The organism is Haemophilus parainfluenzae (genome assembly GCF_014931275.1).
GTDB lineage: Bacteria > Pseudomonadota > Gammaproteobacteria > Enterobacterales > Pasteurellaceae > Haemophilus_D.
Genome location: NZ_CP063110.1, coordinates 1,630,436 through 1,656,142, shown reverse-complemented (window position 1 = coordinate 1,656,142; position 25,707 = coordinate 1,630,436). Strand labels below are relative to the sequence as shown.

The 25,707-nt window shown below is 38.1% G+C and carries 25 protein-coding genes; 19 read left to right on the top strand and 6 right to left on the bottom strand.

Annotation, left to right across the window (positions count from 1 at the left end):
• Positions 1-15: 15 nt before the first annotated feature.
• The 3 genes from yfbV (at position 16) to purF (ending at position 2,590) form a co-directional block, all read left to right on the top strand.
• The gene (yfbV, locus tag INQ00_RS08040; protein WP_054420379.1) at positions 16-462 is read left to right on the top strand and encodes a terminus macrodomain insulation protein YfbV; all 447 of its coding nucleotides are present in this window, start codon (positions 16-18) and stop codon (positions 460-462) included.
• A gap of 104 nt (positions 463-566) precedes the next feature.
• Complete coding sequence (locus INQ00_RS08035; protein ID WP_005696203.1) at positions 567-1,058, top strand: CvpA family protein; 492 nt, start codon at positions 567-569, stop codon at positions 1,056-1,058.
• 14 nt (positions 1,059-1,072) lie between these two features.
• Positions 1,073-2,590, top strand: a complete 1,518-nt coding sequence (gene purF, locus INQ00_RS08030) for an amidophosphoribosyltransferase (protein WP_197546745.1) — start codon at positions 1,073-1,075, stop codon at positions 2,588-2,590.
• 125 nt (positions 2,591-2,715) lie between these two features.
• On the opposite strand, the gene dacB is transcribed toward purF, so the two are convergent.
• Positions 2,716-4,155, bottom strand: coding sequence for a serine-type D-Ala-D-Ala carboxypeptidase (gene dacB, locus INQ00_RS08025; RefSeq protein WP_197546744.1), 1,440 nt, complete (start codon positions 4,153-4,155; stop codon positions 2,716-2,718).
• A 151-nt stretch (positions 4,156-4,306) separates the two neighbouring features.
• Between dacB and greA the strand changes: the two genes are divergently transcribed.
• Positions 4,307-4,783 (top strand): transcription elongation factor GreA, encoded by a 477-nt coding sequence (greA, locus tag INQ00_RS08020; protein WP_014065445.1) that lies wholly within the window; start codon positions 4,307-4,309, stop codon positions 4,781-4,783.
• Positions 4,784-4,815: 32 nt separating this feature from the next.
• Here greA and yhbY read toward each other — a convergent pair whose 3' ends face one another.
• The gene (yhbY, locus tag INQ00_RS08015; RefSeq protein ID WP_014065444.1) at positions 4,816-5,115 is read right to left on the bottom strand and encodes a ribosome assembly RNA-binding protein YhbY; all 300 of its coding nucleotides are present in this window, start codon (positions 5,113-5,115) and stop codon (positions 4,816-4,818) included.
• Positions 5,116-5,281: 166 nt separating this feature from the next.
• On the opposite strand from yhbY, the gene rlmE reads away from it, so the two are divergent.
• From rlmE to bioD, 9 genes are all read left to right on the top strand, one after another.
• Positions 5,282-5,914, top strand: coding sequence for a 23S rRNA (uridine(2552)-2'-O)-methyltransferase RlmE (gene rlmE / locus INQ00_RS08010; RefSeq protein ID WP_005697532.1), 633 nt, complete (start codon positions 5,282-5,284; stop codon positions 5,912-5,914).
• Between the two features lie 92 nt (positions 5,915-6,006).
• The gene (gene ftsH, locus INQ00_RS08005) at positions 6,007-7,905 is read left to right on the top strand and encodes an ATP-dependent zinc metalloprotease FtsH (RefSeq protein WP_197546743.1); all 1,899 of its coding nucleotides are present in this window, start codon (positions 6,007-6,009) and stop codon (positions 7,903-7,905) included.
• Positions 7,906-8,020: 115 nt separating this feature from the next.
• Entirely contained in the window at positions 8,021-8,851 is an 831-nt protein-coding gene (folP, locus tag INQ00_RS08000; protein WP_197546742.1) for a dihydropteroate synthase, read from the top strand.
• A 76-nt stretch (positions 8,852-8,927) separates the two neighbouring features.
• Entirely contained in the window at positions 8,928-10,262 is a 1,335-nt protein-coding gene (gene glmM / locus INQ00_RS07995) for a phosphoglucosamine mutase (RefSeq protein ID WP_197546741.1), read from the top strand.
• Between the two features lie 70 nt (positions 10,263-10,332).
• Positions 10,333-10,815 carry a phosphohistidine phosphatase SixA gene (gene sixA, locus INQ00_RS07990; RefSeq protein ID WP_197546740.1) on the top strand — a complete coding sequence of 161 codons (483 nt, stop codon included), beginning with the start codon at positions 10,333-10,335 and terminating at the stop codon, positions 10,813-10,815.
• A 205-nt stretch (positions 10,816-11,020) separates the two neighbouring features.
• Entirely contained in the window at positions 11,021-12,550 is a 1,530-nt protein-coding gene (locus tag INQ00_RS07985) for a hypothetical protein (RefSeq protein ID WP_197546739.1), read from the top strand.
• 303 nt (positions 12,551-12,853) lie between these two features.
• Complete coding sequence (locus INQ00_RS07980; protein WP_197546738.1) at positions 12,854-13,585, top strand: histone; 732 nt, start codon at positions 12,854-12,856, stop codon at positions 13,583-13,585.
• Between the two features lie 66 nt (positions 13,586-13,651).
• Complete coding sequence (locus INQ00_RS07975) at positions 13,652-13,918, top strand: YcgL domain-containing protein (protein WP_197546737.1); 267 nt, start codon at positions 13,652-13,654, stop codon at positions 13,916-13,918.
• A 102-nt stretch (positions 13,919-14,020) separates the two neighbouring features.
• A complete protein-coding gene (bioD, locus tag INQ00_RS07970; protein WP_197546736.1) occupies positions 14,021-14,755 on the top strand; it encodes a dethiobiotin synthase in 735 nt (244 codons plus the stop codon).
• Positions 14,756-14,811: 56 nt separating this feature from the next.
• Here the strand turns inward: bioD and can are convergent, their stop codons facing one another.
• Both can and asnS read right to left on the bottom strand, forming a co-directional pair.
• The gene (can, locus tag INQ00_RS07965) at positions 14,812-15,504 is read right to left on the bottom strand and encodes a carbonate dehydratase (protein WP_054420412.1); all 693 of its coding nucleotides are present in this window, start codon (positions 15,502-15,504) and stop codon (positions 14,812-14,814) included.
• Positions 15,505-15,632: 128 nt separating this feature from the next.
• On the bottom strand, positions 15,633-17,036 hold the full coding sequence (gene asnS / locus INQ00_RS07960; RefSeq protein ID WP_197546735.1) for an asparagine--tRNA ligase: 1,404 nt from the start codon (positions 17,034-17,036) through the stop codon (positions 15,633-15,635).
• 140 nt (positions 17,037-17,176) lie between these two features.
• Here asnS and sohB point away from each other — a divergent pair, with 140 nt between their 5' ends.
• Positions 17,177-18,232, top strand: coding sequence for a protease SohB (gene sohB / locus INQ00_RS07955; RefSeq protein WP_197546734.1), 1,056 nt, complete (start codon positions 17,177-17,179; stop codon positions 18,230-18,232).
• Between the two features lie 213 nt (positions 18,233-18,445).
• On the top strand, positions 18,446-19,303 hold the full coding sequence (locus tag INQ00_RS07950) for an OmpA family protein (protein WP_197546733.1): 858 nt from the start codon (positions 18,446-18,448) through the stop codon (positions 19,301-19,303).
• 64 nt (positions 19,304-19,367) lie between these two features.
• Here INQ00_RS07950 and INQ00_RS07945 read toward each other — a convergent pair whose 3' ends face one another.
• Positions 19,368-20,231: a fructosamine kinase family protein gene (locus INQ00_RS07945; protein ID WP_054420408.1), complete on the bottom strand. Its 864-nt coding sequence runs from the start codon at positions 20,229-20,231 to the stop codon at positions 19,368-19,370.
• A 200-nt stretch (positions 20,232-20,431) separates the two neighbouring features.
• Here INQ00_RS07945 and pheS point away from each other — a divergent pair, with 200 nt between their 5' ends.
• From pheS to INQ00_RS07925, 4 genes are all read left to right on the top strand, one after another.
• Positions 20,432-21,421, top strand: a complete 990-nt coding sequence (gene pheS, locus INQ00_RS07940; RefSeq protein ID WP_014065431.1) for a phenylalanine--tRNA ligase subunit alpha — start codon at positions 20,432-20,434, stop codon at positions 21,419-21,421.
• A 75-nt stretch (positions 21,422-21,496) separates the two neighbouring features.
• Positions 21,497-23,887, top strand: coding sequence for a phenylalanine--tRNA ligase subunit beta (gene pheT / locus INQ00_RS07935; protein ID WP_197546732.1), 2,391 nt, complete (start codon positions 21,497-21,499; stop codon positions 23,885-23,887).
• 13 nt (positions 23,888-23,900) lie between these two features.
• Positions 23,901-24,200 (top strand): integration host factor subunit alpha, encoded by a 300-nt coding sequence (locus tag INQ00_RS07930; RefSeq protein ID WP_197546731.1) that lies wholly within the window; start codon positions 23,901-23,903, stop codon positions 24,198-24,200.
• A 47-nt stretch (positions 24,201-24,247) separates the two neighbouring features.
• On the top strand, positions 24,248-24,733 hold the full coding sequence (locus INQ00_RS07925; protein ID WP_054420406.1) for a C40 family peptidase: 486 nt from the start codon (positions 24,248-24,250) through the stop codon (positions 24,731-24,733).
• Positions 24,734-24,775: 42 nt separating this feature from the next.
• Here the strand turns inward: INQ00_RS07925 and metF are convergent, their stop codons facing one another.
• Complete coding sequence (gene metF, locus INQ00_RS07920) at positions 24,776-25,666, bottom strand: methylenetetrahydrofolate reductase (RefSeq protein WP_049366608.1); 891 nt, start codon at positions 25,664-25,666, stop codon at positions 24,776-24,778.
• Positions 25,667-25,707: the final 41 nt, after the last annotated feature.

The following is a 25,707-nucleotide window of genomic DNA, read 5'->3' as shown; positions in this document are numbered from 1 at the left end:
TTCAAGGATGTTTTCATGTCATCATTTTTTTCAACCTTAAAACAAGGGCAAGTTTATTTGCAAACGTGGCCATTAGAAGCGAAGCTCGGCATGATTTTTCCCGAAAATCGCATTATTAAAGCCACAAAATTTGCACAAAAATTTATGCCTTTTATGGCAGTATTTGCGGTGGTTTGGCAGCAACTTTATGCCAAAGCAGATCTTACTGCATTTTCGCTTGCTATTTTGACCGCACTTTGTGCGTTAGCGATGCCATTTCAAGGTTTATATTGGTTGGGGAAACGAGCAAAATCACCCTTAGAACCGCAAAGTTCTCAGTGGTTTTATGAAATTAGTGAACGTTTGAGAAAACAACATGAAAGTTTGCCAACTGTGCAAGATAAACCGACATATCAGCACTTGGCAGAAGTATTACGAAAGGCACAGCAAAAATTAGATAAAGCATTTTGGCAAGAAATCTAGCAAATTGCTTCAAATTTAATTGACGCAAACGTTTTCCTTTTGTGTTTTTTTATGTAAAATATTGCGGTCGCAATGGCGACCCTTTTTAATTGAGAGACTATTTAATGATTGATTATATTATCATTGGCATCATCGCATTTTCGATTATCGTGAGTTTATTACGTGGGTTTGTGCGAGAGGTGATGTCCCTTGCAAGTTGGGTCGTTGCATTTATTGTCGCTAGCCAATTTTATCCTTATCTCGCCACTTATCTCACTCAAATCGAATCTGACTACGTGCGTAACGGCACCGCAATCGGCATTTTATTTGTTTTAACCTTAATCGTAGGTGGCATTGTTAATTATGTGATTAGCCAATTAGTGGATAAAACAGGACTTACCGGAACAGATCGTGTTCTCGGTGCGGCATTTGGCTTAATTCGTGGCGCGTTAATCGTTGCTGCGATCTTATTCTTCTTGGATACCTTCACTAACTTTGAACAAACCGATTGGTGGAAAGAATCAAAATTAATTCCTCATTTCGGCTTCATTATTGAATGGTTCTTCCAACAACTACAAGCAAGTTCTAGTTTTTTAAACTCAACTTTTAAACAATAAGGTAGTCAATCAGTATGTGTGGAATTGTCGGTATCGTTAGCCAAAATCCGGTTAATGAATCCATTTATGCAGCATTAACGTTATTACAGCATCGAGGTCAAGATGCGGCGGGGATTGTCACAATAGATGATGAAAACCGCTTTCGTTTGCGTAAGGCTAATGGTCTTGTAAGCGATGTATTCAGACAAGAACATATGTTACGTTTACAAGGTCATGCAGGCCTCGGACATGTACGTTATCCAACAGCCGGCAGTTCAAGTGTATCTGAAGCTCAGCCTTTCTATGTTAACTCACCTTATGGTTTAAGTCTTGTTCACAATGGTAACTTAACCAACTCAACCGAATTAAAAGATAAATTATTTAAAGAAGCACGTCGTCATATAAATACCAATTCGGATTCAGAACTTCTTCTCAATATTCTTGCTAATCATTTGGATAGAGTGAATAAATACCACCTCGATCCACAAGATATTTTTAATGCAATTCGTGCGACACACAAAGATATTCGTGGTGCTTACGCATGCTTAGCAATGATTATTGGACATGGCATGGTAGCATTTCGCGATCCGTTTGGTATTCGTCCTCTCGTGTTAGGTAAACGAGAAGAAAATGGTTCTGTGGAATATATGTTTGCCTCTGAAAGTGTGGCATTAGATGTTGCAGGTTTTGAATTAGTACGTGATGTTGCACCGGGCGAAGCGATTTATGTGACCTTTGATGGCAAACTTTATGCCGAGCAATGTGCCGAAAGTGCAGTCTTAAATCCGTGCATTTTTGAATACGTGTATTTTGCTCGCCCAGATTCGACGATAGATGGTGTGTCTGTTTATGCGGCACGTGTTCACATGGGCGAATATTTAGGTAAAAAAATTGCAAAAGAATGGGCTGATGAAGTAGACAACATTGATGTAGTGATTCCTGTACCTGAAACTTCAACGGATATAGCGTTACAGATTGCAAAAATTTTAGACAAACCTTATCGTCAAGGCTTTGTTAAAAACCGCTATGTTGGCCGTACGTTTATTATGCCTGGGCAAGCACAACGTATTAGCTCAGTTCGCCGTAAGCTCAATACAATCAAAGCTGAATTCAAAGATAAAAATGTGTTGTTAGTTGATGATTCCATTGTTCGTGGAACAACATCAGAACAAATTGTATGCATGGCTCGCGCTGCGGGTGCGAAGAAAATTTACTTTGCGTCAGCTGCACCAGAAATTCGTTATCCGAATGTGTATGGCATTGATATGCCAACAAAACAAGAGCTTATTGCCTGCGGTCGTAGTGTCGAAGAAATTGCAGAATTAATTGGTGTGGACAAATTGATCTTCCAAGATCTTGAAGCGTTAACAGAATCCGTTCGTCAAGAAAACCCTGCGATTAAAGGTTTTGATTGCTCAGTATTTACTGGCGAATATATTACAGGCGATATCACGCCAGAATATCTTGATAACATCGCTTCTCAACGTAACGATTCAGCAAAGAAAAAACGTGAAAAAGATGCGAGTAATCTCGAAATCCATAATGAAGGATAAAACAGTCTAAAAGTATAAAGCGCCAAATTCGATGAAGAGTTTGGTGCTTTTTCTTTTTAATTTAAAATGAAGAAAAAAATAACCGCACTTAGTATATTTGAAGTGCGGTTATTTTTTTATGTGTTTTAGTCTTTATAAAAATCGTTATAAAGTGTACTTTCAAACTGCACAAGTGGAGCGCGTTTCGTTTTACTTTCTAAATCACCAGTGGAGTAACCATTGATAAATTGAACAAAAGCCACTTTTTCACCTCGCGCATTGGTCATAAAACCGGCAAGGTTATAAACCCCTTTTAATGAGCCTGTTTTCGCGATGACATTTTTAACTAATGGTGGATTAATTAAGCCGCCGCGTCCGCTGATAGTGCCATCTACACCTGCAATCGGGAAGGTTTCCATTAAATGCAGTGTATCTTCATTTTTAGCGATGTACTCTAAAACAGAAAGCATAGTTTTTGGTGCAACTAAATTGTGACGAGAAAGGCCAGAACCATCTGCTAAAATGCTGTTGCCAAATTTAATGCCTTGTTTTTGTAATACTGATTTAACCGCCAATGTACCTAATTGGAATGAAGCTGGGCGTTTATAGTAGTTGTAGGCTACCGCTCTAAATAAAGCATCTGCAATCTGGTTATCTGATTTTTTCATCATTTTTTTCAATAACTCAGGCAGTGGTTTGGATAAATGTTGTGCAAGTTTTTGCCCTTGCTGTGGTTTTTGAGGCTGTTTCACTTTACCTGTAAATTCGATGCCAAGACGTTTTAGTTGGCGTTGAATAATAGCAGCCGCATAGGCATCTGGATCTTGTACTGCAAAACTAAGCCCAAAAGGTTTTGTTTGACGCGCAATACAGCCTTTCACCTGATAACGATTATTGTCATGAACCACCACATCTAACTGGCAATAACCAGATTCTTGCTGATCTGCAATATACACTTGTCCGAAAACTTGAATCGGGAATTGTGCAGGAACGTTAATTTTTACGGTTTCACCTACAGGTTGATTCGCATCCAGTTCTGCATAGAAACAGTTATTATCGATATTTGCCGCTGCTGGAGGAGAGTTAAAGCACATGGTGAGATCGTTCCAAATCCAACCCAATCCACGGTCGTGGCTCGCAAAGACAGAGGTATCTAACACGAGATCGCCATTAATTTTCTGAATACCTTGATTTTTTAAATTAGCGAGTAGGGTGTAAAGTTGTCCACTGGTGAGATCGGGATCGCCAGTAAATTGCACAACAAGATCGCCTTCTAAGGTATTATTCTGAATTTTTCCGTTACTTAAAAGTGAGGTTTCAAACTGGAAGGCATCACCTAATACCAATTTAGCCGCTACAGCGGTAAAGACTTTTTGCGTACTGGCTGGCAACATAAAGGTTGAACCATTGTAATCGGCGATAATTTGATCTTTATTGAGGTTTTTGGCAATGATGCCAGCCGATGCACCTTCCGGTAAATATTGGGTGATTGAAGTAACATCAACTTCAGCCATAGAAGAAAAAGAAAATCCGAGAGTGATAAATGCCGCTTTAAGTGCGGTCGAAATGGAAGATTTTTTACTCATTTTTGTACAGTTCTAGTTGCTATTTTTCTTAAGACGGATAATAATAAGCCCCGAACTCAATTGAGTAAATCATTTTTTATTTTTCATTGGCTACGGCAAGGTTGCAAGACGTTGTCGTGGTTTTGTTTTTACCAAATTTCAAGGAAAAAGAATGAAACAAATTCCAATGACCGTGCGCGGTGCGGAGTTATTACGAGAAGAATTAGATTTCTTAAAAAATGAGCGTCGCCCAGAAATTATCAAGGCGATAGCTGAAGCACGTGAGCACGGCGACTTAAAAGAAAATGCAGAATATCACGCCGCGCGTGAGCAACAAGGTTTTTGCGAGGGACGTATTCAAGAGATTGAAGGCAAACTTGCAAATTGTCAGGTTATCGATGTCACTAAATTACCTAATAACGGTAAAGTTATTTTTGGTGCTACAGTTGTATTAGTGAATACCGATACCGATGAAGAAGTGACTTATCAAATCGTAGGTGATGATGAGGCAGATATTAAATCAGGTTTGATTTCTGTGAATTCACCGATTGCCCGTGGTTTGATAGGCAAAGAGTTGGATGATACCGTGAATATCACCACACCAGGTGGAACGGTTGAGTTCGAGATTATTGAAGTTAATTACATCTAAAAAAACATCCCCTCAAATTGAGGGGATAACAATTATTTACGAGGCAGCTGTATTTTGCCTTCTTCGCTTGGTCTATAAAGAACCAAAATATGTCCGATAGTTTGAACGTTAGATGATTGTGTTTCACGCACGATCGCATCGATGATAAGTTGTTTGGTTTCACGATCTGCGCCAGCAATTTTCACTTTGATGAGTTCGTGATGATTTAATGCATTATCGATTTCGGCCAATACCCCTTCGGTTAAGCCGTTACCGCCAAGCATGACGACAGGACTAAGGTGATGAGCGAGTCCTTTTAAAAATTGTTTTTGTTTTGTTGATAAAATTGTCATAGGGAATCCTTTAATAAAATGAATATTTGTCATGAAGAGACCGAAAAAAACGGTCAGGAAAAATGTGGTTTTTCAGCACTTTTTGGTAAGCCTAGCCTTGAATTAGGCAGATTGTACCCAAATATAGATGAAACTACTACAAAAAATAGTACAAAAGATAGAGTTTATGGGAAAGAAAAAACGTTCAGCGAGTTCTTCTCGTTGGCTAAACGAACATTTTAAAGATCCGTTTGTTCAGAAAGCACACAAGCAAAAATTACGCTCTCGTGCTTACTTTAAACTAGATGAGATTCAACAAACAGATAAATTGTTCAAGCCAGGAATGACCGTAGTGGATCTCGGAGCTGCTCCAGGTGGTTGGTCACAATATGTCGTGAGCCAAATCGGTGGAAAGGGAAGAGTCATTGCGTGCGATATTTTGGACATGAATCCAATTGTCGGCGTTGATTTTTTACAAGGCGATTTCCGTGATGAAAACGTGTTGAATGCATTATTAGAACGGGTTGGGGAAGCTAAAGTTGATGTAGTGATGTCCGATATGGCACCGAATTTTAGTGGTATGCCATCGGTTGATATTCCGCGAGCAATGTATTTAGTGGAACTGGCTTTAGATATGTGTAAGCAAGTTTTGGCGAAAAAAGGCAGTTTTGTGGTCAAAGTATTCCAGGGAGAAGGCTTCGATGAGTATTTGCGTGAAATTCGTTCACTGTTTAGTGTAGTAAAAGTACGTAAGCCAGAGGCCTCTCGTGGACGTTCTCGTGAAGTTTACATTGTAGCGAGTGGTTATAAAGGCGAATAATTGCTTTGATAGCTTTTCATTGTGTCACGGATGAGATAGTATTTCGTTTTATTTTAATTAACTTAAGAAAGGCAGGTTAAACCTTGAACGATATGGTCAAAAATCTAGTTCTATGGGTTGTGGTTGCAGTTGTCATGATGACAGCTTACCAAAGTTTTAACTCCAATGGCGTGAGTGACTCAACAGATTACACAACTTTTGTGTATGATGTGAGTAATAGTCAAGTGAAAGAAGCGCGTTTTGATGCGAATGAAATCACTGTGACCAAAAATGACGGTTCTAAATATATGACCGTTATGCCACCGTTGGAAGATAAAAAACTCTTAGATGACTTATTAAATAAAAAAGTCAAAATCGAAGGTACGCCTTTTGAAAAACGTAGTTTACTATCACAAATTTTGATTTCGTGGTTCCCGATGCTATTCCTTGTTGGGGTATGGGTTTTCTTCATGCGCCAAATACAAGGTGGTGGCGGCAAAGCCATGAGCTTTGGTAAAAGCCGCGCTAAAATGCTGAACCAAGACCAAATCAAAGTCACTTTTGCAGATGTCGCAGGTTGTGATGAAGCAAAAGAAGAAGTGGGTGAAGTGGTCGATTTCTTGCGTGAACCGAAAAAATTCCAAAACCTTGGCGGTAAAATTCCAAAAGGGATTTTGATGGTTGGTCCTCCAGGTACAGGTAAAACTTTATTAGCTAAGGCTATTGCGGGTGAAGCAAAAGTACCTTTCTTTACCATTTCAGGTTCTGACTTTGTGGAGATGTTTGTGGGTGTTGGTGCTTCTCGTGTACGTGATATGTTCGAGCAAGCAAAGAAAAATGCACCATGCTTAATCTTTATTGATGAAATTGATGCGGTAGGTCGCCAACGTGGTGCAGGCTTAGGTGGTGGGCACGATGAGCGTGAACAAACCCTTAACCAAATGTTAGTTGAAATGGATGGTTTCGGTGGTAACGAAGGCGTAATTGTTATTGCCGCAACTAACCGTCCAGATGTACTTGACCCAGCATTAACTCGTCCAGGCCGTTTTGACCGTCAAGTTGTTGTAGGTTTACCGGATGTGAAAGGTCGTGAGCAAATTTTAAAAGTTCACATGCGTAAAGTCCCTGTGGCTGATGATGTAGATGCAATGACACTGGCTCGTGGTACACCTGGTTATTCAGGTGCAGATTTAGCGAACTTGGTGAATGAAGCGGCATTATTTGCTGCACGTAGCAATAAACGTACTGTATCGATGCTTGAGTTTGAAAAAGCCAAAGATAAGATCAATATGGGACCTGAACGCCGTACCATGATCATGACAGATAAACAAAAAGAATCGACAGCGTATCATGAAGCAGGTCACGCCATTGTGGGTTACTTAGTGCCTGAACATGATCCTGTACATAAAGTTACGATTATTCCTCGTGGCCGCGCATTAGGTGTGACTTTCTTCTTGCCTGAAGGTGATCAAATAAGTATCAGCCAAAAACAATTAGAAAGTAAGCTTTCAACTCTTTATGCAGGACGTTTAGCAGAAGATTTGATTTATGGTGAAGAAAATATTTCTACCGGTGCATCTAACGATATTAAAGTGGCAACCAATATTGCACGTAATATGGTGACCCAATGGGGCTTCTCAGATAAACTCGGTCCGATTCTTTATACCGAAGATGAAGGCGAAGTATTCTTAGGTCGCTCAATGGCGAAAGCAAAACATATGTCTGATGAAACAGCGCATGCGATTGATGAAGAAGTTCGTGCGATTGTGAATCGTAACTATGCGAGAGCAAGACAGATTTTGATCGACAATATGGATATTCTTCACGCCATGAAAGATGCGTTAGTGAAATATGAAACCATTGAAGAAGAACAAATCAAGCAGCTAATGAATCGTGAGCCTGTTACACCACCATCTGGTTGGGAAGATAACAAAGACACGAGCTCGAAAGCTAAGCCGCAAGAAGAAACCACTGAAAGTGCGGTTAATCATTCAGACGATTCTGAAGAGTAAGAATAAAGCCTTCCTAATTAGGAAGGCTTTTTTTATTTATAATGTCATTCTTTTCATCACTATATTCCGTTATAATCTAGCCTTTAAAATTTGATTTAAAAATTGACCGCACTTTATGAAACTTTACGCTAATAACAAATGTCTAGATTTATCATTACCTCAAATTATGGGAATTTTGAATTTCACGCCTGATTCATTTTCAGATGGCGGACAGTTTTTTAGTCTAGACAAAGCATTATTTCAAGTTGAAAAAATGCTCAAAGAAGGTGCAACAATTATTGATATTGGCGGGGAATCAACTCGACCAATAATGGCAGAAGAAGTGCCTGAAACTGAAGAGTTGCAACGAGTGATACCTCTTGTTGAAGCCGTGCAAAAACGTTTTGATTGTTGGATTTCAGTGGATACCTCTAAAGCAATTGTGATGCAAGAAGCAGCTAAGGTCGGCATGGATTTAATCAATGATATTCGTGCTTTACGTGAACCTGGTGCACTCGAAATAGCAGGACAGTTGAATTTACCCACTTGTATCATGCACATGCAAGGACAGCCGCGCACAATGCAGACTAATCCGCATTATGATGATGTAGTCCAAGATGTTTATCAGTTTTTAGAAGCTCGGACTAAAGCTTGTTTAGATGCGGGAATCGCTAAAGAAAATATCATTTGGGATATGGGGTTTTGTTTTGGTAAGACCGTGCAGCATAACTATAAACTTTTACAGCAATTAGCACACTTTTGTGAAAGTGGTTATCCCATTTTAGCAGGCCTTTCACGTAAATCGATGATTGGTGCCGTATTAGATAAACCCGTAACTGAACGTGTTGTGGGAAGTGTAGCTGGCGCATTAATTGCTGCACAAAATGGTGCGACTATTTTACGTGTGCATGATGTGGCTGAAACGGCAGATGCCCTGAAAGTATGGCAAGCTACGCAACAAGCGTAAGAAAGTAACAGATTTTATATGTTGTAGAATAAATGATTTCTGCAATATCAATTATTCAAATTTATAAGGAATAAACATGGCAAATCGTAAATATTTTGGTACAGATGGCGTACGTGGTAAAGTGGGTACTTATCCAATCACGCCTGATTTCGCATTGAAATTAGGTTGGGCTGCGGGTAAGGTTTTAGCTTCACAAGGTTCTCGCACAGTATTAATCGGAAAAGATACTCGTATTTCAGGTTATATGTTGGAATCTGCTCTTGAAGCAGGTTTAGCTGCAGCTGGCTTAACTGCTGCATTTACCGGCCCAATGCCAACCCCTGCCGTGGCTTATTTAACTCGTACTTTTCGTTTAGAAGCAGGCATTGTGATTTCTGCATCGCATAATCCTTACTATGATAATGGAATTAAATTCTTCTCTGCGGAAGGAACAAAATTACCGGACAATATTGAAGAGGCTATTGAAGCCATGCTCGATCAACCAATGGATTGCGTTGAATCAGCTGAATTAGGTAAAGCTCGTCGTATTAATGATGCGGCAGGTCGTTATATTGAATTTTGTAAGAGTACATTTCCAGCTCATCTTGGCTTAGATGGTTATAAAATCGTAGTGGACTGTGCAAATGGTGCGACTTACCATATTGCACCAAATGTATTACGTGAATTAGGCGCGGAAGTAATTGAAATTGGTGCGACTCCAAATGGGATTAATATCAATGAGAAATGTGGTGCAACTGATGTAAAAGCATTACAAGAAAAAGTGCTTGAAACCAAAGCGGATGTTGGTTTGGCTTATGATGGTGATGGTGACCGTATTATGATGGTGGATCACTTAGGTAATAAAGTGGATGGTGACCAAATCCTTTTCATTATTGCTCGCGAAGCACTACGTTCAGGCCAATTAAAAGGTGGGGTAGTAGGTACATTAATGAGTAATATGAGTCTAGAAATTGCCTTAAAGATGTTAGGTGTGCCTTTCGTACGCGCTAACGTTGGTGACCGTTATGTATTAGAAAAAATGGTAGAGCATGACTGGACATTAGGTGGAGAAAACTCAGGCCATATCATTATTGCTGATAAAAATACGACAGGTGATGGTATTATTGCATCACTAGCGGTATTAAGCGCAATGGTTCAACATCGTTTATCTTTAAACGAGCTTGCAAGTGCGGTGAAATTATTCCCTCAAGTACTCATTAATGTTCGTTTTGCGGGCGGTGATAATCCATTAGAAAGTGAAGCAGTAAAAGCGGTAGCTGCAGATGTGGAAAAACGTTTAGAAGGCAAAGGTCGAATTTTACTGCGTAAGTCTGGTACTGAGCCTCTTATTCGCGTCATGGTCGAATGTGAAGACGGTGTACTTGCAAAACAATGTGCAGAAGAAATTGCAGAAGCAGTGAAAGCGAATTAATAAAGTGGGGGCTTGCCCCCATTTTTGATCCATAAAATTTATCTTTTATTATTTTTAGGAAAGCAAAGACATGAAAATTTTTATTATGCGTCATGGAGAAGCTGAAGTTGTCTCTTCATCAGACGAGGCTCGGCATTTAACCGACTATGGACGCAAACAATCAATATTACAAGGTCAATGGCTTAAAACCCATCTAAATTCAACCGCACTTTCAGTTCAGAAAGTGATTGTCAGTCCTTATATACGAGCGCAAGAAACGTTTGAGCTTGTAAATTCAGCGTTAGACAATATTCTTAATGATGTTGAAACTTGGAGTGGGATTACACCTTATGGGAATGCGACTCTGGTAGCAGATTATTTATCTGTTTTGCAGGAACAAGGTGTTGAAAGTGTTCTGCTTGTTTCTCATTTACCTTTAGTAGGAAGTATTGTTTCAGAGCTTTATGGCAAGCGAAATCCAATCAGTTTTTACCCTTCAACGATTGTTCAAATTGACTGGAATGGTGAAAAAGGCACCATTGAAGCTTTCCATTATCCCAAAGAAAATGGTTAAAGTTGATTGAAGATAATATGAAAATAAAGTTTGATGTGATTTACTTTTTTGAACTATAACTATAGTTGACTCCAAAAGTCGCTAAATAACAAACACCTAGAAATGTGTATTTCTGGGTGTTTTTTTAAAATTTTTTTGATAGACTAAAAGTGAGCTATAACTGAATAGCTTAAATTAGCCATTATAATGATACAAGGAGAGTGTTATGAAAAATAACATTGAAGATAAAGCAACTGAAGTAAAAGATACGACAGTGAATGCAGCAACACAAGTTAAAGATGCATTATTGGCAGCGGCTAACTACATTAAAGATGCAGTGACACATAAAGCGTCTGAGGCAAAAGAAGTGGTCGAAGACAAAGCTACTGAAGTGAAAGATGTAACTGAAGATAAAGTATCTGAAGTAAGAAAAGCAGTTTCTGAAGCAAAAGAAGCAATCGATGATAAAGCTGCTGAAATGAAAAAAGCAATCGATGACAAATTTTCTGAAGTAAAAAGAGCCGTCGAAGATAAAGCATCAGAAGTGAAAAAAACAGTTTCAGAAGCAACAGATGAAGCGGCAGATAAAGCAGCCGAGCTAAAAGATGCGGCTGAAGACAAAGTTGCTGAAGTGAAAGATGCGGCTGAAGACAAAGTATCAGAAGCAAAAGAAGCAGTTTCTGAAGCAAAAGATACACTTGTAGACAAAGTAGTTAAATTAAAAGATGCAGTTGCAGATAAAGTTGCAGAAGTAAAAAATGCAGTTTTTGAAGCAAAAGATGAAGCAGCAGATAAAGCAGCTGAGCTAAAACATAAAGCTGAAGACAAAGCATCAGGAGCAAAAGAAGCTGTGGAAGATAAAGCTGCTGAAGTGAAAGATGCGGCTGAAGATAAAGCATCAGAAGTGAAAAAAGCAGTTTCAGAAGCAAAAGATGAAATAGCAGATAAAGCAGCTGAGCTAAAAGATGAAGCTGAAGATAAAGCATCAGAAGCAAAAGATACGGTCTTAGGTAAAGTAGCTAAATTAAAAGATGCTGTTGTAGATAAAGTTGCTGAAGTAAAACATGCAGTTTTTGAAGCAAAAGATGAAGCAGCAGATAAAGCAGCTGAGCTAAAACATAAAGCTGAAGACAAAGCATCAGGAGCAAAAGAAGCTGTGGAAGATAAAGCTGCTGAAGTGAAAGATGCGGCTGAAGATAAAGCAGCTGAGCTAAAAGATGAAGCTGAAGATAAAGCATCAGAAGCAAAAGATACGGTCTTAGGCAAAGTAGCTAAATTAAAAGATGCTGTTGTAGATAAAGTTGCTGAAGTAAAACATGCAGTTTTTGAAGCAAAAGATGAAGCAGCAGATAAAGCAGCTGAGTTAAAAGATGAAGCTGAAGATAAAGCATCAGAAGTGAAAAAAGCAGTTTCAGAAGCAAAAGATGAAGCAGCAGATAAAGCAGCTGAGCTAAAAGATGCAGCTGAAGATAAAGCTGTAAAAGCAAAAGAAGCTGTTGAAGGTAAAGTTGCTGAAGTAAAAGATTCGCTTTCAGAGGCAAAAGATGTAATGTCTTCTAAAGTTGAAGCTGCAAAAGATGCAACAGTAAGCGCGGCAGTACAAGTTAAAGATGCTGTGGTTGCAGCAGCTAACTATGTTAAACATGTTGCGGAAAATAAAATGACTGAAGCAAAAGATGCTGTGTGCTCTAAAGCAGAGGAAGTAAAAAATGTAGATTCTGAAACAAAAGATCAATCTGCAGCCGTAAAAAAGTAACTGAAAAGTAAAAACAATGGTTAAGGATTATTCAAGTTAACTGAGTTGGGTTGTTCAAAAAAAAAAACACAAAAAGTAATTTTATATCTTTTACAAAAATAAAATTTTTATAATGAACTTTTTACAAGTCTTTTTAAATTCATAGGGTTATAGTTGTTTTAGAGAGGTGTTATAAAAAAAACTATATCTTTAGAAATGTAAATTTTTTTGGAAGATGTTTTATTTTAAGTTTTTTTACGTAAACTAGATCACACAAAGCAAATAGCTTTGGATTAATTCTTAATTATAAAATGGAGAATGACAATGAAAAAATCAGTATTAGCCGTATTAGTATTAGGTGCATCTTTAGCCGTAACTGGTTGTTTCGATAAACAAGAAACAGCTCAAAAAGTTGAAGCAGCAAAAGATGCAACAGCAAATGCAGCAACACAAGTTAAAGATGCAGCAAAAGAAGCTGCAACTGATGTTAAAGATGCAGCAAAAGAAGTTGCAACTGATGTTAAAAATGCGGCAATTGACGCAAAAGATTCAGCTGCAAATAAAATGGCTGAAACAAAAGAAGCAGTAGCTGATAAAGCTTCTGAAATGAAAGATGCTGCTGCAAATAAAATGGCTGAGGCAAAAGATGCAATGTCTTCTAAAATGGAAGAAGTAAAAAATGCAGCTTCTGAAGCAAAAGATGCTGCAGCAGATAAAGCAGTTGAAATGAAAGATGCTGCAGCAGATAAAATGGCTGAAGCAAAAGAAGCAATGTCTTCTAAAATGGAAGCAGCAAAAAACTCAGTTTCAGAAACAAAAGATGCTGTAGTAGATAAAGCAGCTGAAATGAAAGATGCCGCAGCAGATAAAATGGCTGAAGCAAAAGATGCAATGTCTTCTAAAATGGAAGCAGCAAAAAACTCAGCTTCAGAAACAAAAGATGCTGTAGTAGATAAAGCAGCTGAAATAAAAGATGCGGCAGCGGATAAAGCGGCTGAAGCAAAAGATGCTACATCTGACAAAGCAGCTGAAGTGAAAGATGCTGTGACTAAATAATTAAACTTTTGTAAAATGAAAACCTATCAGAGATTATCTGGTAGGTTTTTCTTTTGGAGCAATAAAATGTTATGTGCAATTTATAAAAGTTTACGTAAACCAGGCTGCTATCTCTATATTTCGAAACGAGATGATTTTTCAGCTGTACCAGACGTATTAATGCAAAGTTTTGGTAAGCCTCAGTTTCTTATGCCATTTAATTTGAAGGGAAGCAAACCGCTTGTTCATGTAGATAAAAACGAGGTAATGGAAAAAATTACTCAGCAAGGATTTTATCTCCAAATGCCAAAACAAGATGATGGCTTGTTTAATAGTTTGAGTGAGATCAAATAAGCTTATTATTTTTTCGTAAAAATCTTCAAATATTGCTTTATCTCAATATTTTCTTCAAAAAACTCCTTTAAAATTCATCGCACTTTTAAAAGGAGAATGAAAATGAGTAGTTTCTTTGTGGCAGGTACAGATACCGATGTGGGCAAGACCACCGCCTGCCGTGCCATTATTCAGGCATTACAAGCAAAGGGCGTGCGAATTGTGGGTTATAAGCCGATTGCTTGTAGCTGTGAAGAGGGTATTTATCCTGTCGAAAATCAGTCTAATGAATCCCAAACAGATTATGATGCTGAAAATAATTCAGATGTGTTAGCTTTAATGGATGCAACGAATGAGCCAGTATCTTATCAAGAAGTAAATAGCTATACTTTTGCTCATTCCTTGCCGATGCTGACTCGAGATAAATCACGCATTAAATTAAGTAAGATTAATCAAGCCTTAACGATATTAGTTCAAAAATATCAATCTGTTGTCGTGGAAGGTTCATTTGGGTTACTCACCCCCATGGCGGAAGGTAAAAGCTTTGCTGATTGGGTTGTTGAGCATAAAATGCCTATTGTATTGGTTGTTGGCATTAAGGAAGGCTGTATCAACCATGCACTACTTACCGCTCAAGTAATTAAACAACTTGGTGTACCTTTATTAGGTTGGATTGCGAATCGAATTAATCCTTGCTTGGGCCACTACAAAGAAGTTATAGAGGTTTTAGAAACTCAGATTGATGCACCATTATTAGGGAAAATTCCTTATATCCATAAACCAGAATCCCAAGAGTTAGGACATTATTTAACGAATATTGATCGCTTAATGTATATGCAGACAGAATTAGTTAAATAGCAACTTTAAATAAAAAGTAATGCGGTTAAAACTTATTAGATTTTAACCGCACTTTTTTATTCTTCGCCTTCAGAAAGTTCTTTTTTCAGAATATCCTCTTCCGCGAGGCTAGATAAACGAGCAATGGCATTGCGATAAGAGATTTCAAGAGTTTCCCGACTGGTTGCAATAACACCTTGATCTACTAAGAATCCATCATTTACATCATATACCCAGCCATGTAGGGAGAGTTTTTGTCCACGTTCCCAAGCGCTTTTTACGATAGATGTGCGTCCTAGGTTATAAACTTGCTCTGCAACATTTAATTTAGTGAGCATATCTGAACGTTTTTCTGCTGAAAGATTGCCTAATAGATGCCCGTGTTTAAACCAAATATCACGAATATGGAGCAACCAGTTATTGATTAACCCTAGATCGTGATCTTGCATCGCTGCTTTAATACCACCACAATTTGTATGACCGCAAATAATAATATGTTCAATTTTTAGTACATCAACGGCATATTGTACAACTGAAAGGCAGTTAAAATCCGTATGAATAACTTGGTTAGCAACATTACGATGAACAAATAATTCGCCCGGTTCAAGATTTGTGAGTTTTTCAGCAGGAACTCGGCTATCCGAGCAGCCAATCCAAAGATAATGAGGTGTTTGGTGATCGGCAAGTTCTTTAAAATAAGTGGAATTTTCTTCTTTCATTCTTTGCGCCCAACTGTAGTTGTTTGCAAAGAGTTGTTTAATTTTGTCCATTTCTACTTTCCTTAATATGATGTATTTGAAAGATTGATTCAAACACAATAAATAAAATAGGGGATAAATTTATCGCCTAAAATGATGACCGCACTTTAAAGAAAGTGCGGTCAATTTAAACAATATTTTTAGAAATTTGCATTTCTTGGTGCGCGAGGGAATGGAATTACATCGCGAATATTTTGTACGCCAGTTACATAAACGATTAAGCGTTCAAAACCAAGACCGAAACCTGAATGTGGCACAGTACCATATTTACGAAGATCGCGATACCACCAGTAATCTTCAGGATTTAGACCCATTTCTTCCATGCGTTTATCTAATACGTCTAAACGTTCTTCACGTTGTGAACCACCAATGATTTCACCAATTCCAGGTGCGAGAACATCCATTGCAGCTACAGTTTTGCCATCGTCATTTAAACGCATATAGAAGGCTTTGATATCTTTCGGATAGTTTTTCACGACAACAGGTGATTTGAAATATTCTTCTGCTAAGAAACGTTCATGTTCAGAAGATAAATCGATCCCCCAAGAAACAGGGAATTCGAATTTCTTACCTGATTTTAATAACACGTCGATCGCATCGGTATAGTCGATTTGAGCAAAATCAGAGTTTACAAAGTTTTCTAAACGAGTAATAACATCTTTATCTACATGTTTTTCAAAGAATTTTAAGTCATCTTTACGTTCAGTAAGCACCGCACGGAAAACGTATTTCAACATGTCTTCTGCTAATTTCGCATTATCAGCAAGTGTTGCAAATGCAACTTCAGGTTCAACCATCCAGAATTCTGCAAGGTGACGAGTGGTATTTGAATTTTCAGCACGGAATGTTGGACCGAAAGTATAGATTTTGCTTAATGCACACGCGTAAGTCTCACCATTTAACTGGCCTGAAACGGTTAAAAATGATTCTTTGCCGAAGAAGTCTTGACTGAAATCGACTTTACCATCTTCACTACGAGGAAGATTTTCTAAATCAAGCGTTGAGACACGGAACATTTCACCCGCACCTTCAGTATCTGATGCAGTAATTAATGGGGTAGCGACCCAATAGAAACCTTGTTCATGGAAGAAGCGATGAATAGCTTGAGCTAAGCAGTGACGAACGCGTGCGACTGCACCGATAATATTGGTACGAGGACGTAAGTGTGCCACTTCACGTAAGTATTCAATTGAGTGACGTTTTGCTGCCATTGGATAAGTATCAGGATCTTCTACAAACCCTGTCACTTCTACTTTTTCAGCTTGAAGTTCAACAGCTTGACCTTCAGCAGGTGACTCAACAATAGTACCGGTTACGATAACAGAGCAACCCGTTGTTAAGCGTAAGACTTCGCTATCATAATTTTCAATATCGTTATTAACAATTGCTTGAATAGGGTCAAAGCAAGAGCCGTCATAAACAGTAAGGAAAGAAAGACCTGCTTTAGAGTCACGACGGGTACGGACCCATCCGCGTACGGTAACTTTTTCGCCTATAGCGATTTTACCTTGTAACACATCAACAATAGATGCAACTTTAGACATATAAACCTCTGTAATTCATTATAAATTAGGCAATAAAACTGTGTTAGTTTACCTTAAATCGCAAAATTTTCCATAAAAAGTTAGTGTAAATCGGGCTTGCACAGTAAAATAATTCCTTCACTTTATTTAGGAGAAAAACTATGTGGTCTGATATTTTGACCGGCTATGGCATTTTTATTTTAGAGATTTTAACGATTTTACTTGTAATCGCAGCTATCGTGGCAATGATTATTTCTGCAAAGCAACGTAATGCGGCACATCATGGTGAATTAGTTGTGACCGATCTTTCTGAAGAATTTAAGGAAACAGTTAAGCATTTACGCGATTTCCAACTTTCAGAAGAAGAGCTTAAACAAGCGGAAAAAACAGAGAAGAAAGCCAAAAAACAAGAAGCAAAGGCTTTAAAAGTAAAATTAAAAAACGGTGAGAAAGCAGCACCTAAACCTTGTGTTTACGTGCTCGATTTTAAGGGTGATATTTCTGCATCAGAAACAACCGCACTTCGTGAGGAAATTTCTGCGATTATTAATGTGGCAGAAGCCGATGATGAAGTCTTACTACGTCTAGAAAGCCCAGGTGGTGTTGTTCATGGTTATGGCTTAGCTGCTTCACAGTTAGCTCGCTTAAAACAAAAAGGGATTAAATTAACGGTTGCAGTAGATAAGGTCGCTGCAAGTGGTGGGTATATGATGGCTTGTGTGGCAGATAAAATTGTTTCTGCGCCCTTTGCGATCATTGGTTCTATTGGTGTGGTTGCGCAAATTCCCAATATTCATCGTTTATTAAAAAAACATGATGTTGATGTTGATGTGATGACAGCCGGGGAGTTTAAACGTACAGTCACAGTGTTAGGTGAGAATACCGAAAAAGGAAAACAGAAATTCCAAGCTGAACTTGAAGAAACCCATCAATTATTTAAACAATTTGTGGCCCAAAATCGATCGCACTTAGATGTGGATAAAGTCGCAACAGGTGAGCATTGGTTCGGTCAGCAAGCTCTAGAGCTTCAGCTAGTCGATGAGTTAGCAACCAGTGATGATATTATTCTTGAAAAAATGAAAGATAAGTCAGTACTCTCAGTGAAATACAAAGTGAAAAAGCCACTTTTACAAAAAATAGGTAAACAGGCAGAAGAAAGTATTGAGGGTATTATCCATCGAAATTTAACAAAAAATGGGCAAGATTTTATTCAATAAGAAAAATTTTTACTTATTTGACAACTCTTTACACAACTTTACAAAAAAGTTCCATAAAAAATCATTTTTTAATGTTTTTTTATTTACAAGTTAGAGAATTATGACTACCATACGCAATGAAACTTTTTATAGTTTTATTTGTAAAATTTATAAAGTTTAGTTGTGTAGGTTCTTCTTGCAAGGATTGCACCTTAACAGTAAAAAGGTAAAGAAATGAAATTATCTCGTATTTTATTATCTGCAGTTGCAGTAGCAACAGTTGCTGCTTGTGGTAACTTAAGCAAAGTTACAGAAGCTGGTACACCAGAATATAAAGAAGTTGATGGTCAACAAGTACCACAACTTGTATGGCCTAAAATTGATAAAGCAGGCTTCAACCATGATGGTAGCCAATTCGGTTCATGGCCAAACTGGGACAACGTTCGTATGATCGAACGAGGTATGAACAAAGACCAATTATATAACCTAATCGGTCGTCCACACTTCTCTGAAGGTTTATACGGTGTTGAAGAGTGGGATTATGCGTTCAACTATCGTGAGAATGGTGTTCACAAAATTTGTCAATACAAAATATTATTTGACAAAAACCACAATGCTCAAAGCTTCTTCTGGTATCCAAACGGTTGTAACGGAAACTCAGCATTTACTTTAAGTGGTGACTTCTTGTTCGACTTCGATAAAGATACTTTAACTCCACGTGGTAAAGAAGTTGTTGATAACGTTGCAGCACAATTAAAAGAAACTGGTGCTAAAGAAGTTAAAGTTGCAGGTTACACTGACCGTTTAGGTTCTGATGCTTACAACTTAGATCTTTCTCAACGTCGTGCAAACCGTGTTAAAGCTCGTTTAATTGAAGATGGTGTAACATCTGAAATTACAGCTGTTGGTTACGGTAAAGTGCCACAAGTTAAAGCTTGTAATGGTTACAAACACGCAAGTAAAGCTGAGAAAGACTGTTTACGTCCAAACCGTCGTGTAGAAATCACTGCTTCTGGTTCTGTATTAAAATTACAAGAAGGTGGTCAAACTAGCGGTGGAACTCAAGGTCCAGCACCTCTTTATCAAAAATAATTAGATAGAGAAGACAAAAAGAGCGTAATAAAAATTATGCTCTTTTTTATTTTATGTTAAGAAATTATTCAAGTAAAAGTTCTTCAATCAATTTAGTGGTTAAGTTGATATAACTTCCATTAAAACGATGGCTGAAATTGAGTAAATAATAGAGCTGGTAAAGGTGTTTTCTTTCTTCAAAACCTTCTTTATCAAGCGGGAAAGTGCGGTCATAAATTTCATAGAATTCAGGCGAGAAAGGTTGGAATAGTTCACTGAATGCTAAATCACATTCTCTATCCCCCCAGTAGCAAGCAGGGTCATAAGTAAAGGTTTGGTTACCTACAACAGCAGTATTTTCAACCCATAAGTTACCATGTAACAAAGAGGGTTTCGGATTATGTTTTGCAAGCTTTTGTTTTACTTTCTCAGTTATTAAATCAAGATCGCCAAAATCTAAACCTTTGTCTTTGCAAAGCTGTAATTGCCATCCAATGCGTTGTTCTGCAAAGAATTTCGCCCAGCTCCCATTCCATTTATTAGGTTGATACTCAGGACCAAGCCAAGTATCAAAATCTAAACCATAGTTTTTAGTACCGGATACTTGATGAAGTTTTGCTAATTCTTCGCCAAAATGTGCGGTGGCATCAGTTTGTTGAGTAATAGTAAGCGCTTCTAACAATAAGAAACTATGATTTTGAGAACAGCCTACTCCATACACTTGTGGAAGTCTGATTGTATTGGTTTTGTCTAGTAGGTTTAATTGATCAGCCTCAGCACGAAACATTGAACGATAAGACCGTTCATTCACTTTAACAAAGACGGGTTGGATTCCATCCGTAATAAGCCAAGTTTCATTTACTTCGCCTCCTGGTACTTTGTTTTTTTCTTTGATGTTATAGTAAGCACCAAATTGATCAGCTAAGACTTGAGAAATTGATTTCCACATAATACGCCTCCTAGACATGCTCGATTCATCCTCATTCTATCCAAAATGTTAAAAATTACTGTGATATATCTCAAAAAATAGCAAAAATCTTTGTCATTTTTCATCTGAAACATCAATTCACTAATAAACGCGTGATTTTTTAATGAGTTAGTATTATCATTAAGCGTATTTTTAGTTAGAAAAGATAATCAGGGGAAACTATGCAACATCTGAAAGATCTTGTTGAGAAAGCAAAATCAGCGATTGAACAAATCGAAAATAAAAGTTTAGCCACATTAGATGAAATTCGTGTGGAATATTTTGGTAAAAAAGGGCATTTCACCCAACTTATGCAGGAATTACGTAATGTTGCTGCAGAAGAGCGTCCAGCAATGGGAGCTAAAATCAATGAAGCAAAACAAGCGGCATTAGATTTTTTAAATGCTAAAAAAGCAGAATGGGAGCAAGCTGAACTCAATGCGAAATTAGAAAAAGAACGTATTGATGTAAGCCTTCCTGGTCGTAAAACAGAAACGGGTGGTTTACACCCTGTTACCATTACTATCAATCGCGTAACAAAATTCTTTTCAGAGTTAGGTTTTTCTGTGGAAACAGGTCCCGAAATTGAAAGTGATTATTACAATTTCGATGCATTGAATATCCCTAAACATCACCCAGCACGTGCAGATCACGATACATTCTGGTTTAATCCTGAATTATTACTTCGTACACAAACCTCAGGTGTGCAAATTCGTACCATGGAAAAAATGCAGCCACCTATTCGTATTATGGCGCCAGGTCGTGTATATCGTAACGACTACGATCAAACACATACACCAATGTTCCATCAAATTGAATTGCTTTATGTAGATAAAAAAGCAAACTTCACCGAGTTAAAAGGCTTATTACACGATTTCTTACGTGCATTTTTTGAAGAAGATTTACAAGTTCGTTTCCGTCCTTCCTATTTCCCATTTACTGAACCTTCTGCAGAAGTCGATGTAATGGGCAAAAACGGTAAATGGTTAGAAGTTTTAGGTTGTGGTATGGTGCATCCTAATGTGTTACGTAACGTAGGTATTGATCCAAATGAATATTCTGGCTTCGCAGTAGGCATGGGGGTTGAGCGTTTAACTATGTTACGCTACAACGTCACAGATTTGCGTTCATTCTTTGAAAACGACTTACGTTTTTTAAAACAATTTAAGTAATTAACCGTTGGGTTAAATTGACGATAATGATTAATTTAGAACGTAACACGTTCATCAATAAAGGATACAGAGATAATGAAATTTAGTGAAAATTGGGTGAGAGAATGGGTTAATCCATCAATTTCAACAGAGCAGTTATGTGATCAAATCACGATGCTTGGTTTAGAAGTTGATGGCGTTGAAAAAGTAGCTGGCGACTTTACAGGTGTTGTTGTGGGTGAAGTTGTTGAATGTGCGCAACACCCAGATGCAGATAAATTACGTGTCACTAAAGTAAATGTTGGTGGCGAGCGCTTATTAGATATCGTTTGTGGTGCACCAAATTGCCGTCAAGGTTTAAAAGTAGCATGTGCAACTGAAGGCGCTGTATTACCTGGTGATTTTAAGATTAAGAAGACTAAATTACGTGGACAACCTTCAGAAGGGATGCTTTGCTCATTCTCTGAATTAGGCATTGATGTAGATGCAGATGGTATTATTGAATTACCGTTAGATGCACCAGTAGGCACAAATCTACGTGAATATTTAGATTTAGATGATAAAGCTATTGAAATTAGTTTAACGCCAAACCGTGCAGATTGTTTAAGCATTGCAGGTGTTGCACGTGAAGTTGGCGTGGTTAATAAACAAGTTGTTAATCAACCGCACTTTGATGCCGTACCGGCAATGATTTCAGATAAAGTTCAAATTGAATTAAAAGCGCCAGAAGCATGTCCTCGTTATTTATTGCGCGTGGTGAAAAATGTGAATGTTAAAGCGCAATCACCAATTTGGTTACAAGAAAAATTACGTCGTTGTGGTATTCGTTCTATCGATCCTATTGTGGATATTACCAACTATGTTTTACTTGAATTAGGTCAACCAATGCATGCTTTTGATGCATCAAAAGTAGCTCAACCTGTTCAAGTGCGTTTAGCCAATAACGACGAAGAACTCCTTTTATTAGATGGCACAACCGCAAAATTACAACAGAATACTTTAGTGATTGCAGATCAAACTGGTCCATTAGCAATGGCGGGTATCTTTGGTGGTCAAGCTAGCGGTGTTGATGCTGAAACAACAAAAGATGTGATTTTAGAGGCTGCATTCTTTGCACCATTAGCGATTGCGGGACGTGCAAGACAATATGGTTTACACACCGATTCTTCACATCGCTTTGAACGTGGTGTTGATTTTACGCTACAACGTCACGCAATGGAACGTGCAACAGCATTGTTAGTAGACATTTGCGGTGGTGAAGCAGGCGAAATTTGTGAAGTCGTGAGCGAGCAATATTTACCAAAAGTCAATGAAGTGACTTTACGTCGTGAAAAATTAGATAGCTTATTAGGTCATCATATTGAAACTGAAACCGTGACCGAGATTTTTGAACGTTTAGGTTTTGCCGTGAAATATGCTAATGACGTCTGGACTGTGACTTCTGCAAGCTGGCGTTTTGATATTGAAATCGAAGAAGATTTAATTGAAGAAGTAGCGCGTATTTATGGTTATAACAGTATTCCAAATAATGCGCCATTAGCACATCTTCGTATGCGTGAGCATAAAGAAGCCGATTTAGAATTAAGCCGAATTAAGACCGCACTTGTTGATGCAGATTATCAAGAAGCGATTACTTATAGCTTCGTTGATCCAAAAGTACAGACTTTACTTCATCCAGAAATTGATGCACTTGTATTGCCAAACCCAATTTCAGTTGAAATGTCAGCAATGCGTGTTTCATTATTAAGTGGATTACTTGGTGCAGTACTACACAACCAAAACCGTCAACAAAACCGTGTACGTTTATTTGAAACGGGATTACGTTTTATTCCTGATGCTAATGCAGAATTTGGCATTCGCCAAGAGTTTGTTCTTGCTGGTGTAATTACAGGTACCGCTAAATCTGAATCTTGGACAGGTAAGGCCGAAAATGTTGATTTCTTTGATCTTAAAGGTGATTTAGAAAGCATTCTTTCTCTCACTGAAGTGGGGAGTCGTGTTAAGTTTGTGGCAAAAGCACACAGTGCATTGCACCCAGGACAATCTGCTTCAATTGAATTAGATGGAAAAGAAATTGGTTTTATTGGAACTATTCATCCACTTATCGCTCAAAAACTAGGATTAAATGGCAAAGCGGTTGTTTTTGAAATTTTATGGGATGCCATTGCAAATCGTCGAGTGGTTCAAGCCAAAGAGATTTCAAAATTCCCAGCAAACCGTCGTGACTTAGCTTTAGTCGTTGCTGATACTGTGCCAGCAGGCGATATTATCGAAGCATGTAAACAAGCCGGCGGAGAAAAATTAATACAAGTCAATTTATTCGACGTATATCAAGGCATTGGCGTTGCTAGCGGACATAAGAGCTTAGCAATCAGTTTAACCATTCAAGATAATGAAAAAACGCTTGAAGATGATGAGATTAATGCGGTAATCTCTGTTGTATTAAACGAAGTTAAACAACGCTTTAATGCGGAGCTTAGAGACTAAACAGGAGACTAACATGGCAACGATTACAAAAATTGATATTACTGAATACTTATTAGATAAGTATCAATTACAAAAAGCTGAAGCTAAAACATTAGTGGAAGACTTTTTTGAGGAAATTCGTTTATCGTTAGAATCTGGTGGTGAAGTGAAATTATCAGGTTTTGGTAATTTTGAACTTCGTAATAAAGCTTCCCGTCCAGGGCGTAATCCAAAAACAGGTGAAAGCATTCCTGTTTCTGCTCGCCGAGTAGTGGCATTCAAGCCAGGGCAAAAATTACGTGCTCGTGTGGAAAACACCAAGCCAAAACAATAGTAAGAAAAGTGCGGTCGTTTTTGACCGCACTTTTGTCAGGATTGAACATGAATAAGATTAAATGTGCTTTTTTAGTCGCGGGAAGTTTTTTACTTTTTGCTTGTTCAAGTGGTATTCGTGAAGATTATGCAATGAACTATAAAGGTCAGATTGGTGATCCTATTATGGCCATTGCTATGTTAAGTGAACAACAATATGAATGGGCGGGTACACCTTATGTCTTAGGTGGACAGTCTCGTGGCGGTATTGATTGTTCTGGTTTTGTGCAAAAGACCTTTATTGATCGTTTTAATATCAATCTTCCTCGAACTACGAAAGATCAAGCGGGTTACGGAAAACTTGTTCGTAAAGAAGATATCCAAACTGGCGATTTAATTTTCTTTAAAACGGGACGCGGACCAAATGGCTATCATGTGGGGATTTATGTGAAAGAAGATAAATTTTTACATGCCTCAACCAAAGGTGGCGTGATTTATTCTTCGATGAATAGCCCTTATTGGAAAAAAGCTTTTTGGCAAGTGAGACGAGTATAGTGGAAATAAAAAAGTGCGGTTAATTTTAACCGCACTTTTCTTTTATGGATTTGCTGTAGGGCGAATGCCTAATGTATGACAAATCGCATACGTGAGTTCGCTACGATTTAACGTGTAGAAGTGGAAGTCATTCACACCTTCACGAGAAAGGATTTTTACCATATCCATTGCCACACTCGCCGCGACGAGATTGCGAGTAGTAGGATCATCATCTAATCCTTCATATGCTTTAGCCAACCATGCTGGAATTTTTACATTCGTAAATGATGCCATTTTTTGCAGTTGTTTGAAATTAGTAACAGGCAGAATACCTGGAACAATTTCAGCCTCAATACCAATGGATGCACAGCGATCACGGAAGCGAAGATAACTGTCAATATCAAAGAAGAATTGAGTAATGACATGATTCGCACCTGCATCAATTTTACGTTTCAAATTGATTAAATCTGCTTGTGCTGATTTTGCTTCAGGGTGAACTTCAGGGTATGCCGCAACTGAAATATCAAAATCAGCCACGGAGCGGAGTAGTTCAACTAAGTCAGCCGCATAGAATGGTTTCTTCGCATAACCTTTTGGTTCATCACCACGTAATGCGACGATGTGACGAATTCCGCTATCCCAATAATCTTTTGCAATTTCTTTTAATTCTTCAGGTGTCGCATCAATACCTGTTAAATGTGGTGCAGCTTCTATGCCTGTTTCTGCTTTAATGGCTTTCACGATGCTATGCGTACGATCACGTTCGCCGGAGTTTGCACCATAGGTGACGGAAACAAATTTAGGATTTAATACTTTTAAGCGATGGATGGAATCCCAAAGCATGCTTTCCATTTTTTCATTTTTAGGCGGAAAGAATTCAAAGGAGACATTAATTTTTTTGTTAGTATCAGCAAGATGTTGATTTAATGTGTTAATTTCGTTTGCGTAGCTCATAGCATGCCTTCTTACGTTTTTTATTAGAATGCACTTATCAT